This window comes from Actinoplanes sp. NPDC051470 (assembly GCF_040682035.1).
Lineage (GTDB): Bacteria > Actinomycetota > Actinomycetes > Mycobacteriales > Micromonosporaceae > Actinoplanes.
On sequence record NZ_JBFBAA010000032.1, the window covers coordinates 68595 to 80988 of the forward strand.

The 12394-nt window shown below is 69.5% G+C and carries 14 protein-coding genes; 8 read left to right on the forward strand and 6 right to left on the reverse strand.

From position 1 onward, the window contains the following. Positions 1 to 2: 2 nt before the first annotated feature. Entirely contained in the window at positions 3 to 1253 is a 1251-nt protein-coding gene (locus AB0M54_RS38560; protein ID WP_364476890.1) for an endo-1,4-beta-xylanase, read from the reverse strand. Between the two features lie 150 nt (positions 1254 to 1403). On the opposite strand from AB0M54_RS38560, the gene AB0M54_RS38565 reads away from it, so the two are divergent. The 8 genes from AB0M54_RS38565 (at position 1404) to AB0M54_RS38600 (ending at position 8991) form a co-directional block, all read left to right on the forward strand. Continuing rightward, positions 1404 to 2465, forward strand: coding sequence for a LacI family DNA-binding transcriptional regulator (locus AB0M54_RS38565; RefSeq protein ID WP_364476892.1), 1062 nt, complete (start codon positions 1404 to 1406; stop codon positions 2463 to 2465). Between the two features lie 196 nt (positions 2466 to 2661). After that, a complete protein-coding gene (locus AB0M54_RS38570; RefSeq protein ID WP_364476894.1) occupies positions 2662 to 4044 on the forward strand; it encodes an ABC transporter substrate-binding protein in 1383 nt (460 codons plus the stop codon). Positions 4045 to 4084: 40 nt separating this feature from the next. Continuing rightward, a complete protein-coding gene (locus AB0M54_RS38575; RefSeq protein ID WP_364476896.1) occupies positions 4085 to 5026 on the forward strand; it encodes a sugar ABC transporter permease in 942 nt (313 codons plus the stop codon). Between the two features lie 3 nt (positions 5027 to 5029). Continuing rightward, complete coding sequence (locus AB0M54_RS38580; RefSeq protein ID WP_364476898.1) at positions 5030 to 5818, forward strand: carbohydrate ABC transporter permease; 789 nt, start codon at positions 5030 to 5032, stop codon at positions 5816 to 5818. 23 nt (positions 5819 to 5841) lie between these two features. Beyond that, positions 5842 to 6201: a tautomerase family protein gene (locus AB0M54_RS38585; protein WP_364326485.1), complete on the forward strand. Its 360-nt coding sequence runs from the start codon at positions 5842 to 5844 to the stop codon at positions 6199 to 6201. A 17-nt stretch (positions 6202 to 6218) separates the two neighbouring features. Continuing rightward, entirely contained in the window at positions 6219 to 7268 is a 1050-nt protein-coding gene (locus AB0M54_RS38590) for an NAD-dependent epimerase/dehydratase family protein (RefSeq protein WP_364476900.1), read from the forward strand. Continuing rightward, complete coding sequence (locus tag AB0M54_RS38595; protein WP_364476902.1) at positions 7265 to 8221, forward strand: aldo/keto reductase; 957 nt, start codon at positions 7265 to 7267, stop codon at positions 8219 to 8221. The genes AB0M54_RS38590 and AB0M54_RS38595 overlap by 4 nt, the downstream gene beginning before the upstream one ends. 14 nt (positions 8222 to 8235) lie before the next feature. Then, positions 8236 to 8991, forward strand: coding sequence for an SDR family oxidoreductase (locus AB0M54_RS38600; protein WP_364476904.1), 756 nt, complete (start codon positions 8236 to 8238; stop codon positions 8989 to 8991). 71 nt (positions 8992 to 9062) lie between these two features. Here AB0M54_RS38600 and AB0M54_RS38605 read toward each other — a convergent pair whose 3' ends face one another. From AB0M54_RS38605 to AB0M54_RS38625, 5 genes are all read right to left on the reverse strand, one after another. After that, entirely contained in the window at positions 9063 to 9503 is a 441-nt protein-coding gene (locus AB0M54_RS38605) for a hypothetical protein (RefSeq protein ID WP_364476906.1), read from the reverse strand. Beyond that, the gene (locus tag AB0M54_RS38610) at positions 9500 to 11122 is read right to left on the reverse strand and encodes a hypothetical protein (RefSeq protein WP_364476908.1); all 1623 of its coding nucleotides are present in this window, start codon (positions 11120 to 11122) and stop codon (positions 9500 to 9502) included. The genes AB0M54_RS38605 and AB0M54_RS38610 overlap by 4 nt, the downstream gene beginning before the upstream one ends. 97 nt (positions 11123 to 11219) lie before the next feature. Beyond that, positions 11220 to 11423: a hypothetical protein gene (locus AB0M54_RS38615; RefSeq protein ID WP_364326503.1), complete on the reverse strand. Its 204-nt coding sequence runs from the start codon at positions 11421 to 11423 to the stop codon at positions 11220 to 11222. 44 nt (positions 11424 to 11467) lie between these two features. Further along, positions 11468 to 11797, reverse strand: a complete 330-nt coding sequence (locus AB0M54_RS38620; protein ID WP_364476910.1) for a hypothetical protein — start codon at positions 11795 to 11797, stop codon at positions 11468 to 11470. After that, positions 11734 to 12381, reverse strand: coding sequence for a hypothetical protein (locus AB0M54_RS38625; protein ID WP_364476936.1), 648 nt, complete (start codon positions 12379 to 12381; stop codon positions 11734 to 11736). Before AB0M54_RS38625 ends, AB0M54_RS38620 begins: the two co-directional genes overlap by 64 nt. Between the last annotated feature and the right edge of the window lie 13 nt (positions 12382 to 12394).

The window sequence follows — 12394 nt, forward strand, 5'->3', positions numbered from 1 at the left end:
CCCTACTCATCGACGTACGCCGACGCGCTGGCCTGCCCGGGGCGAATGGTGAACGGGGTTCCGGCGACCGTGTAGTCGCCGTGGAACCCCCGCACGACGACCGTGCCGTCGGGTCCGGTTCGCATCTCGGTCGGTGGCAGCCACCACTCCCCCTTGATCAGGCTTTCCAGCGCGTCGTACGACGGCTTGCGGCTGCCGTCCGCGCGGACCAGCCCGACCGGGGCGCCCAGCCAGGCGCCGTCGTCGGTGAGCCCCCAGTAGTTGATCGATTCGACGGCGGGGTGCGCCATCAGCGTCCGGTAGTGCCGCACGATCTCGTCGGCCTGGCGGGCCTCGCCCTCCGGAGTCGTCGGCCAGTCCGGGATCTGATAGTCGTTGAGATCCGTGATGTCGGGCGGCATGAGGTGCCCGGACACCAGGGTGCTCTCGGTCAGATGCAGCGGCAGGCCGTAACGGGCGAACCGGTCCAGCACGTCCCGCAGGTACTCCTCGCCGCGAAACCCCTGGTGCATGTGGGTCTGCAGCCCGATCGCGTCGACCCGGATGCCGGCTTCGAGAACCCCTTCGATCAGGCATTCGTACGCCGAACTGAGGTCGAAGTCGTTGAGCACCAGGGTCACCGCGGGATTGGCCGCTCGTGCCTCCTCGAACGCCATCCGCACCATGGCGATGCGGCCCCGGGCCCGGGCGAGCCGGGTGATGGCGTTGTCCCCGTTCGCGAAGACCGGCATGATCACGGCCTCGTTGATGGCGTCCCAGAGGTCGATCACGCCGGCGAATCCGCCGGTCAGTTCGCGGATCCGGTTGCGCTGCAACCGTTCGACCTCGTCGTTGTCGAGATCGAGCAGCCATGCCGGCTGCACCGTGTGCCAGACGAGCGGGTGACCCTTGACGGTGACGCCGCGGGCGGCGAGCCAGTGCGCGGTCCTGGTCAGGCGTTCGACGTCGGTGGCGCCCTGTCGCGGCTCGTAGGGCCCCCAGTAGAACGGGAGGGTCGCGGTGTTGAACAGGTTGAGCCACAGGTCGCCCAGCCGGTCCAGGTCCAGGCCGGTGGCGCCGCCGAACGCCGGAGCGGCCGCCTCGGGCGGCGGGCCACCGACGAGGCTGACGAAGTCGAAGCCGATGTTGCCGAAGGCGAACGTGTGCCGTTGCTGGGCCACGGTGACGACCCGGTCGGTCAGCGGCCGCCGGTCCGGCCCGAGCACGGTGAGGGTGACCTCGCCGATCCGGTGTCGCAGGCTCTCGTCAGGCACGGCGGCATTCCTCGGATTCGAGGTCGTCACCCGGTCACCCTCTTAGAAAGTTTCGCTAGACGTTGCGAAATTGTCGGGATGAACGGCAGCATAGGATCGGCCGGGCCGGGCGGTCAAGAAGCCCGGCGACACCTAGATTGGCTGATGCGCATGCCCAGCGAGCCCGCCGCGGACGACATCGGTTCCCGCGCCACCTTGTCCGAGGTGGCGGCGCGGGCCAACGTTTCGGTCTCCACGGTTTCCAAGGTGCTCAACGGTCGCTCCGGGGTGTCCAGCGAGACCCGGCAGCGCATCGAGGAACTGCTCCAGGACCACCGGTACAACCGCCGCGGCGGCAAGCAGCAGCCCGCGCCGTTGCTCGAGGTGCTCTGCTATGAGATCGACAGCCCGTTCGCCAGCGATCTGCTGGCGAACATCGACCAGGTCGCGCGCCGGCGGCGGATCGGCATGGTGCTGACCGGGGCCACCGAGCGGCACCTGCCCGAGCCGTCCTGGGTCGACGACGTGCTGCGGCGCCGGCCGGTCGGGATCATCCTGGTCGCCTGTGTGCTCCCGGCCAAGGACAAGCAGCGGCTGCGTTCCCGCAACATCCCGCTCGTGATGCTCGACCCGGCCGGCAACCCCGGGCCGGACGTGCCGTCGATCGGCTCCGCCGACTGGAACGGCGGCTACCTGGCCACCCGCCATCTGATCGAGCTGGGCCACCGCCGGATCGGCATCATCACCGGACCGCAGGACATGCTCGCCTCCACGGCCCGGCTCTCCGGGTACCGCGCGGCCCTGGATTCCGCCGGGATCGCCGGCGATCCAGAACTGATCCGGCCGGGCGAGTTCCACCACGCCGACGGACTGGCCGAGGGCCGGGCGCTGTTGTCGCTGCCGGATCGGCCGACGGCCATCTTCGCCTCCTCCGATCTGTACGCCCTGGGCGTCTACGAGGCGGCCCGGTCGCTCGGTCACACCATCCCGGGCGACCTCTCCGTGGTGGGTTACGACGATCTGCGGATCGCGCAGTGGGCCGGCCCGCCGCTGACCACGATCCACGTCCCTCTGCTCGCGATGGCCGAGCAGGCGGTGGAACTCGTCACCCGCCTGGCCGACGAGCCCGACTTGACGTTCACCCGGATCGACATCGACACGTCGCTCGTGGTGCGGGCCAGCACCGGCGCACCAGTGCGGCGCACCTCCCGTACGAAAGTTTCCAACTCGTAAGGAAACGTTGACGGGAAAGTTGCGATCGGCTTAGCCTGTGATCCACCCGTAACGACGCCGAATCGACCTTCGTTCGCAGCGGCTTCAGGCGATCATCACCCCTTCACAGCGAGCGCTGGCATCGAGACGCCTGGGTACACGGCGCCCGTCGGGGCGCGAAACATTTCTTAGCTCCATGGAGAGTGGAGAGGGATACATGCGACTCTTGCTGACGCAGAAGGCACGACTGCGGCCGCTGTCCATCCTTGCCGCCGCGACGCTCGCCGTCACCACGCTGGCTGCCTGCGGCGGGGACTCCGGAGATTCGTCGAACGCCGGGAGCGCGACCTCCGGCACGGTCAACTGGTGGGGCTGGACGCCGACCGACACCGCGACCGCCAACACCTACATCGCAGCCTTCAACAAGCAGTATCCGAACATCAAGATCAATTACAAGCTGGTCAACATCTCCGACTGGGTGGCCGCGCTGCGCCCGGCCCTCGCCTCCGGCAAGGGCCCGGACGTCTTCGACATGCAGCCCGGCGCCTACGTCACGCAGTTCAAATCGTTCGCCGTCGACCAGACCGCACTCGCCGGGCAGGCGCTGGGCAGTGACTGGAAGACGAAGGTCGCCCCGATCGGCATCAGCGGCCTGAGCGCCGACGGCAAGCTCACCGCGCTGTCGGTCGGCCAGGTCTACGCCGGGACGCTGTGGATCAACGCGGACATCTTCAAGAAGTTCAACCTGCGGCCACCCACGACGCTGTCCGAGTGGAAGCAGGTCTGCCAGGTGCTCAAACGGAACAAGGTGGGCTGCTTCGTCCAGGGCGCCGCTCAGGAGGGCTTCGACCAGGACACCCTGCAGTCCATCGCGAACTCCGTCCAGCCCGGCCTGTGGACCAAGGTGTCCAACGGCGAGGCCAGGTGGACCGACCCCGGCATCGTGCGGACGCTGGCCATCTGGAAGGACCTGTTCGACAGCGGGATCATGCAGCCCGGCGCGGTCGGCTATCAGCAGTACCCGGATGCCAACAACGACTTCCTCACCGGGAAGTACGGCATGGTCATGATGGGCACCTGGTACACGCAGTACACCACGACCAAGGCGATGACCGCGGCGCTCTCGGCGGCCGGGGTCAGCGGCGCCAAGCCGTTCCCGATCCTGCCGGTCGCCTTCCCCGATGTTGCCGGCGCCGGCAACATCAGTGAGATGTACGGCGACGCCGACTTCGGCCTGGCCATCTCGACGAAGTCGAAGGCCCGGGCCGCCGCGGAGACGTTCGTCAAGTGGATGGCGACCTCGGCCGAGGGCCAGCAGGTGATCGCCGACCAGCTCAACGACCTGCCGTCGCTCACCTCCGTGACACCGAAGTTCGACAACGTCGAACTCGTCGACCCGGCGATCCAGAAGGGCCCGGTACAGCAGCTCATCACGAAGGCCAGCGCCGTGACCGAGCCGCGTCAGGCACTGCTGAGCGCGGATGTGCAGAACGGCATCCTCGCGGCGGCGACCTCCGTGGCCACCGGAAAGGCGTCTCCGCAGGACGCGGCCAAGACCCTGCAGCAGGCGGCCGAGGCGGCCGGAGTGACCTTCAAGTGACCGGCAGTCCGATGAATGCGGCCGGACCCACGGAGTCGTGATGACCGAGACATCGACGCGCAAGCGGGAGATCGGCAAGGAGAGGTCCGGGGCTGCGGGCAGCGGTGGACGCGGCCGCCCGCGACGCCCTCCGGGCCTGCCCTGGATCCTGCCCGCCCTGGTCCTCAGCGTGGGACTGATCTACTACGCCATCGGGTACACGGCGTACATCTCGACGCTGAACTGGGACGGGATCAGCCCGGACCCGCTTCACGTCGGTGGACAGAACTACACGCGCATCATCCGCGACCCGGTCTTCTGGGCCACGGTGCGCCACACAGCCGTCTTCTTCGTGGTCACGTTCGTGGTTCAGACGCTGCTGGGTCTGATCTTCGCGGTCCTGATGCACGCGCGGCTGCGGCTGGCGGCGCTGTACAAGGTGATCATCTTCATTCCGGTGGTGCTCGCGCCGGCCATCATGGCGCCGGTGTTCCGGCACATGTTCGCCCCGGACGGCGAGCTCAACTCCGTCCTGCAGCACGTGGGCCTCGGAGCGCTCGCGCAGCCCTGGATCGGACAGACCAGCACCGCGTTGCCGGTCATCATGTTCATCACGATCTGGGAGTGGACCGGTGTCACGTTCGTCCTCTACTTCGCCGCGATGACCCAGATCGATCCGTCGGTCCTGGAGGCAGCGCGGATGGACGGCGCGAGCAACCTCCGGACGCTGCTGAGCATCATCTGGCCGGAGATGCGCGGAACCACGATCGCGTTGGGGATTCTGGGCGCCATCGGGGCGCTGAAGACGTTCGACGTGCCGTATCTGGTCACCATCGGCGGACCCAACTATGCGACCGAGTTCCTCGGCACCTACATCTACCGCCAGACGATCCCGCTCGGCCACGTCGGATACGGCGGCGCGCTGTCCGTCATCCTGCTCGTGGTCGCGCTGATCGTGGCGGTGATCCTGCAGCTCGTGGGGCGCGGACGGGAGGCGAGGTAGACGATGTTCGAGATCCGCACCCGGCGGGGCCGCATCCTGCTGCAGCTCGTCGCCACAATCCTCATCATTCCGTTCCTGTTCCCCCTCGTGGTGATGGTCAAGGGCGCGTTCGCGGGCGAAGGGCCGAAGAACTTCACCGCGGTACTGCAGGTGCCCGGCTTCGGGCGGTTCTTCCTGAACAGCCTCATCATCGCCGGGGTCGTCATCGCGCTGGTGTACGCGGTGACGATGATGGCCGCGTTCGGCTTCGCGAAACTGCACCTCCGGTTCCGCGAGGTCTACTTCTGGCTGCTGCTCGCCTGCTTGACGCTGCCCGAGGTCGTGCTGCTCGCGCCGCTGTTCGCCACGGCCACCCGGCTGGGGCTGTACGACACATACTGGGCGGTGGTCCTCCCACTGGCCGCGCTGCAGGTGCCGTTCGCCGTGCTGCTCACCCGCAACTTCATCAACGGCCTGCCGGACGAGCTGTTCGAGGCGGCGCGGGTGGACGGCGCGAACTCGTACCGTGGCTTCATCCATCTGGTCCTGCCGCTGACCCGGCCGATCGCCGCGGCGGTCATCATCTTCACCCTCGTGGCGGCCTGGAACAACTACCTCTTCCCGCTGGTCTTCCTGCAATCACCGGATATGCAGACGATCACGCTGGTGCCGCAGTTCTTCGTCGGACAGTTCAGCAACGACCAGACGAAGATCCTCGCCTCGGCGGTCATCACCGCGATCCCCGAGGTCATCGCCTACCTCAGTCTCCAGCGGCTGTTCGAGCGCGGCCTGTCGGCCGGCGCCATCAAATGATCTTTACCTGAAGGGTGACCATCGTGCCGCTTATCCACGTACACCTCGATCGGCAGGTGTTCGACAAGTCCCACGAGGACATCGGGAACGCGATCCACGACGCGCAGATCGAGGCCCTGGGGATCCCCGCCGACGACCGGTTCCAGATCTTCCAGGCGCACGACGCCGGCGAGCTCAAGTTCGACGCCGGGTACAACGGCGTCGAACGGCGCAACCTGCTCGTCATCCGGGTCACCGCGGTGCACATGTACCCCGCGGCGACCAAGCAGGCCTTCTTCAAGGCAGTGGTGGACAAGCTCGAGCCGCTCGGCATCCGCCCGCAGGACGTTCTCATCAGCCTGACCGAGAACGGGTTCGAAGACTGGTACGCCGGCAAGATCTGAGCACCGAGGAGAAACACATGTTGCACCACGACGCCGCGCATCTGAGCGTGCTTTACCTCGGCGGAACCGGAACGATCAGCGCGTCCTGCGTGCGCTTGTCGGTCGAGACCGGCATGCGCGTCACGGTGGTCAACCGCGGCCGCAACGACCAGGATCGGAGCCTGCCCGACGGCGTCGAGACGCTGATCGCCGACGTCGGCGACAGTGCCGGGCTGGCCGCCGCGATCGGCGACCGCACGTTCGACGCCGTCGTCAACTTTCTGTCGTACGACATCGACGACGCACGCCGAATGGTGACGTTGTTCGGCCCGCGGGCCCGTCAGTACGTACACATCAGCTCTGCCTCGATCTACGCCAAGCCGGTGCGGCAGATACCGATTTCCGAGTCGACGCCGACCGCGCCGAACCCGCACCTCGCGTACGCCACCGCCAAACGGCGCGCCGAGCAGGTGCTCCAGGACGCACATGTGACGCAGGGCTTTCCGCTCACCGTGGTCCGGCCGTCGCACACCTACGACGACGCCAACCCGCCGCTGCCCGGCGGTTGGACGGTGGTCGACCGAATCGCGCGGGGCGCTGAGATTCCGGTGCACGGCGACGGCACGTCGCTGTGGACACTCACGCACGCCGAGGACTTCGCGCAGGGCCTGGTCGGTCTGCTCGGCAACCCCCGCGCGATCGGCGAGACGTTCAACATCACCGGCTCCGACGTCTACACCTGGGACCAGATCTACACGATCGTCGGGGAGGCGCTGGGAGTGACGGCGCGGCTGGTCCACGTCGCCTCGGAGATGTACCCGCTGGTGGCGCCCGGGTGGTTCTGGTCAGGCGAGATGCTCGGCGACATCGGGCACAGCGCGGTGTTCGACACCACGAAGATCCGTACCTTCGTGCCGGGCTTCTCCCCCCGGCTGACCTTCCATCGCGCGGCATCCCGGATGGTCGGGTGGCGACGGGACCACCCCGACACCACCAAGCCCGATGCGGACACCGAGGCGGTCCTCACCCGGATCGTCGGCGCCTACCACGCCGCCCGGGACGTCTTCGCCGCACGGGGCGCCGCATGACCGCCCGCCCGCTCGGCGGCACCGGCCTGGCCGTGACCGCGCTCTGCGTCGGCACCAGCCCGCTGGCGAACATGCCGCGCCTGTACGGGTACGAGGTGAGCGAGGAACGGGCGGTCGCCACAGTCGGCGCGGCACTGGACAGCCCGGCCGTCAACTTCATCGACACCTCCAACGGATACGGCGTGGACGGCACGGCCGAACGCCGCATCGGAATCGCCCTGCGCGACCGGGGCGGCCTGCCCACCGGCACGGTTCTGGCCACCAAGGTCGACCCGGATCCGCGTACCGGCGAATTCTCCGGCCGGCGGGCACGGACATCACTCGAGGAGAGCCTGCAGCGCCTCGGCGTCGACCACATCCAGCTGCTGCACCTGCACGACCCCGAACGGATCAGTTTCGACGAGGCAACCGCACCGGGCGGCCCGGTGGAGGCGCTCGCAGACCTGAAACGACAGGGACTGGTGGCGCATCTCGGCGTGGCCGGCGGCCCGGTCGCCCTGATGCAGCAGTACCTCGACACCGGCGTGTTCGAGGTGGTGCTCACGCACAACCGGTACACGTTGCTCGACCGGTCGGCCGAGGAGCTGTTCCGGGTCGCGCACGAACGCGGCATCGGGGTCCTGAACGCGGCACCGTACGGCGGCGGCATGCTCGCCAGAGGACCTGCCACCCAAGGGAAGTACGCCTACCGGGAACGCAACGACGCGATCGCCGCGGCGGCAATCGCGATGGCGGCGGCCGCGGACCGGTTCGGGGTACCGCTCGCCGCGGCCGCGTTGCAGTTCTCGCTGCGCGCGCCGTTCATCGACTCAACGGTCGTCGGAGTGTCCTCGCCGGAGCGGGTGCAGCAGACGCTCGACCTGACCGGCACACCGATCCCCGACGAGCTCTGGGCGGACCTGGAGGCGTTGGTCCCCGGCCCGGACCTGTGGCTCGATCCGCCTTCGCGCTGAGAGGAACTCGCTTCATGACCGGCTACGCGAGCTACCCGTCGCTCGACGGACGGGTCGCGTTCGTCAGCGGCGGCTCGTCGGGACTCGGCGCCGAGTTCGTCCGCCACCTCGCGGCCCAAGGTTCCCGAGTGGCCTTCGCCGACGTGGACATCGAGCGCGGCGCGGCCCTGCAACGCGAACTCGGCGACGACACGCTCTTCCTTCCCTGCGACGTCCGGGACATCCCCGCGCTGCGTGACGCCATCGCCCGCACCGCGGACCGGTTCGGGCCGGTCCGAACACTCGTCAACAACGCGGCCGACGACCGGCGGTACCGGGTCGAGGAGTTCGACGTCGCGCTGTGGGACGACCGGATGGCCGTGAACGTCCGGCACCACTTCTTCGCCGCCCAGGCGGTCACCCCGATGATGCGGGCCGCCGGCGGCGGGTCGATCATCAACCTCGGCTCCATCAGCGCGCACATCGACCTGCTCGACCTGCCCGCGTACATCACCGCCAAGGCCGGCATCGAAGGGCTCACCCGGACACTGGCACGGGAACTCGGTCCGTTCCAGATCCGGGTCAACTGCCTCATCCCCGGCTGGATCATGACGGAGAAGCAACTCACCGAATGGGTGACGCCCGAGGCCGAGGCATCCATCGCGCGCAACCAGTGCCTGCCTGGCAAACTTTTCCCGCAGGATGTGGCCCGGATGATGCTGTGGCTGGCCGCGGACGACTCACGCTCGTGCACCGCCCAGAACTGGATCGTCGACGGCGGCTGGATGTGACCGCCCTCGCCGCCGGAGCTCCCCGTCCGCCAGGCGCCCTCCCCGGGTCCCGGCGGCGCAGTCCAGAGGGGTCACGAGCGCAAGCTCACCGCGCCGTAGGTTGCCGACGCTACGGCACCGGCGACCGCTCCCGCTGTGGCGACGGTTTCGCCCGTACCCCAGGCCCACCAGGCGATCGCGCCCAGCGCCAGCGCGTCGCCCAGCGCGGCCACCCCGAACCAGGTTACGTAGTTGCTGGTCGCGTACGCGACCCCGCCCGCCACCACCGCGACCGCGCCGCCCGACATCGCCACCCACTCACCGGCCGCGATGCCGCCGACCAGCGCGACCCACCCGACACCCCAGACCGCGGCCGCGAACAGCGTGATCCGCGCGGCCAGGACGGCGAAGCCGGCGGCGAGCGTGAGCACGGCCACGGCGATCGCCGTGATCCGGCCCTCCGGCCACGCGAACCCGCCGGCCGTGAGCGTGGCTCCCACCGCGAGCAGCAGAATGCCCGTGACCACCCTCATGACCGGGCGTCCCAGCTGACCTCGCGCGGGCCATCGAATCGTCCCTCCGTCACCGACATCAGCACCTCCGTCCGCACCGACGCCCCGCAGGCCGGGCAGGCGCCGATCAGTGTGGCCGCGTAACCGTCCTCGAACGCGCGCACCCGGTCCTCGTCGCGATACGTCCACGCGGGTGGACCCTGCACCCGCGTGGATGTGCCGCAATCCGTGCACGGCACGTGCAGCAACGCGTTCGCCGGTTCGAGGCGCGGGCCGACGGCAGCCGATCCGTGCAGCCGGAGGACGACGGTGCGGCCCCTTTGAAAGCGCACGCGCAGCAGGTCGGGGCCTTCGGTCAACAGGCGACTCAGCGGTCTCGGCGGCAGCGGGTCGAGACCGGCGCGGATCTGCCGGGCCGTGAACAGGTGGGCCAGGCGCAGCAGATCCGAGCCGAGGTCGACGCCCAGCGCGCGCCGCAGGTCGCCGTCGACGGCTGCGTGCAGCAGGTCGGCGGCCGGCCCGGTGCCGAACCAGTCGTGCTCGGTGATCCACTCCGCAGCGGTGTGGTCGTCCGGCGCCGCCAGCCACGCCGCCAGGCCATCCGATTCCACGACGCTGTGGGCCCAACCCAGGACGGCGCGGAGAAGCCGCGCTTGCTGCACCGGGTCCAGGCCGTCCGCCGGATCTTCCAGGGGGTACGCGGACCGCTCCCAACGCGGCAGCCGATCCAGAATGCCGAACAGCTCGGCGTCCGTCGCGCTGCGGCGCAGACACTCAAGTGGCTCCAACAGTTCGGGCGCGTATTCGAGCAGGTGGGGGAACTCGGCCAAGGTCGACAGGTGCGCCTCGTCGTCGACGACCAGGATCCGGGAAGCGACCGCCGCAACGACCCCGGGGCTGTCGATCAGGCGCAGGCGCCGGGCCGCCATGCGCCCGACCCAGCCGTCGTCGGCAAGGTATCCCAGGAGCGCCCGGAACACATCGTCGGTCAGCGGGCGGTCGACCAGCGCCTGGACATACTGCTCCCGGACCTCGCGTACCGTCTCGACGCGCGCTGCGGCGGCAAACGCCGACGTGTCCCGCCACTGCAACTTCCGCACTGCGGCCAGCCGCACCTCCACGCTCACATCGGTCAGCGCCCGATGCGCGTCCTCCGGGCCGAACCGGGAACTTCCGCGCAGCGCCTCGAGCCGGACGATCGGCGAGGGGTCGGCGAGAAAGCGGCGGTTGAGCTCCACGGGACGGTCGACGGGACGGACCGCCCGCAGCGCCCGCATACGAAGCCGTTCCTCGCTGCTCGTCTCCAGCTCGCGGCGCACCGGCTCGGCGTCGGGGCCGAGGAAGTGCAGCAGCCGGGCGACGCGGTCGTCGTTCTCGGCCAGGTCGACGACGGCCCGGCCGATCCATCGGTCGACCGTCGCATGCCGGCGGAGGACGGCTGCCAGGGCTCCGGCCGCGGCGTCGCTCACGTTATCCCAGCGCTCGGCCACGCCACCCGCCGTCTGCACCTCGGCACCGTCGTGCAGCGCCATGTCGAGCAGCTTGCCGATGACCTCGGGCCCACCGTCCCGCGCGGCTCTCCCGACGGCCAGCAACCGGGTCATGTCATCCGGGTCGTTCAGGTCTTCGGCGAGCGACACCCCACGACGATAGGTCACGCCAGACTCGAGGAGAACGCCAAGAACGGCGGTGTCGCATGGGGAGGTCTTCGTCCGGCAGCGGATCGGGCGGTGCCCGTCACAGCTGCGGTATCACCCGCAGGACGGCGCCGGTGGCGGTATCGATGACCACCAGGAGCCCGCCACCGCGGGCGTACCGTGGGTCGCTCAGCAGAACCTCCGCCTCCGGCCCGTGGACTTCCACCGCGGCGTCGCGCAAGGACAGGCGACGTAGCTCGGCCGCTTGCGCCCGCGCGATGGCGATGAGCTCAGCATCCGTCACGGGTCCAATCTAAGCCAGCAGGTGCCGACTTCACGGTGGCGGCGTCACACCGTGATCGCACTGGCCTGCCGGATGGCCTCGGCCGCCGATCCCGCGAATCCGGCCTCGCCCACCACGAGCGTGCGCCTGCGCCCCGGTGTGACGGGGACGGGTCGTGGCACTGTGCCCTGGGACACCACGATCGGGCCGGCGACGTCGAGCCACCCGCGGTCACCGGCGTGGCCGAGCAGGAGCCGGCGCGGTTCGACGGCTTCGACCGTGGTGCCGTGCTTGATCTCCACGTCCGGATGGTCGGCCAGCCGGCGGAGCATCATGCTCTTCTCCCGTGGTCCGGCCTCGGGCGCGAGCTCCTCGCCGGCCGCGAGAAGCAGCACCCGGTGACCGGCGGCCGTGGCGGCGTCGGCCGTGGCGACTCCGGCGCGGTCGGCTCCCCAGATCGTGACGACGCTGTCCGGTCGTGGTGGATCCGGGTGCCGTAGCCAGTCACGCAGGTCGACGACGCGCGACCGGCGACGCCCGCCCCGGCGACGAGAACGCGGCGGCGCCCGGGTGACGCGTCACGACCGGCGCCGCGCAACGCCTCACGACCGGCGCCGCGTAACGCCTCGCGGCCGGCGCCGGGATTGACCAGGCACCAGATCGGCTGCTGGGTGTGCAGCACGTCGATGCATCCCTGGTTGCAGCCGATGCACGGGCGGGGCAGCACGCCCGCGAGAGTGGCGGCCGTCCATCCGGGGTCGGCGTGCAGGGCCCGGCCCACGGCCACGAAGTCGGCGGCGCCGGACGCCAGAATCTCCTCGGCGGTGTCCCCGGTGACGATCCGCCCAGCCACGCCGACCGGCTTGCCGAACACCCGGAACATGGTGGCGTACGGGGCGAGGACGCCCCGATCGACCTCGTCCGGCTGCACGATCCACTCCCCCGCCTCGTAGCAACCGGCCGAGATGTCGAGGGGCATCGACCAGGTGCAG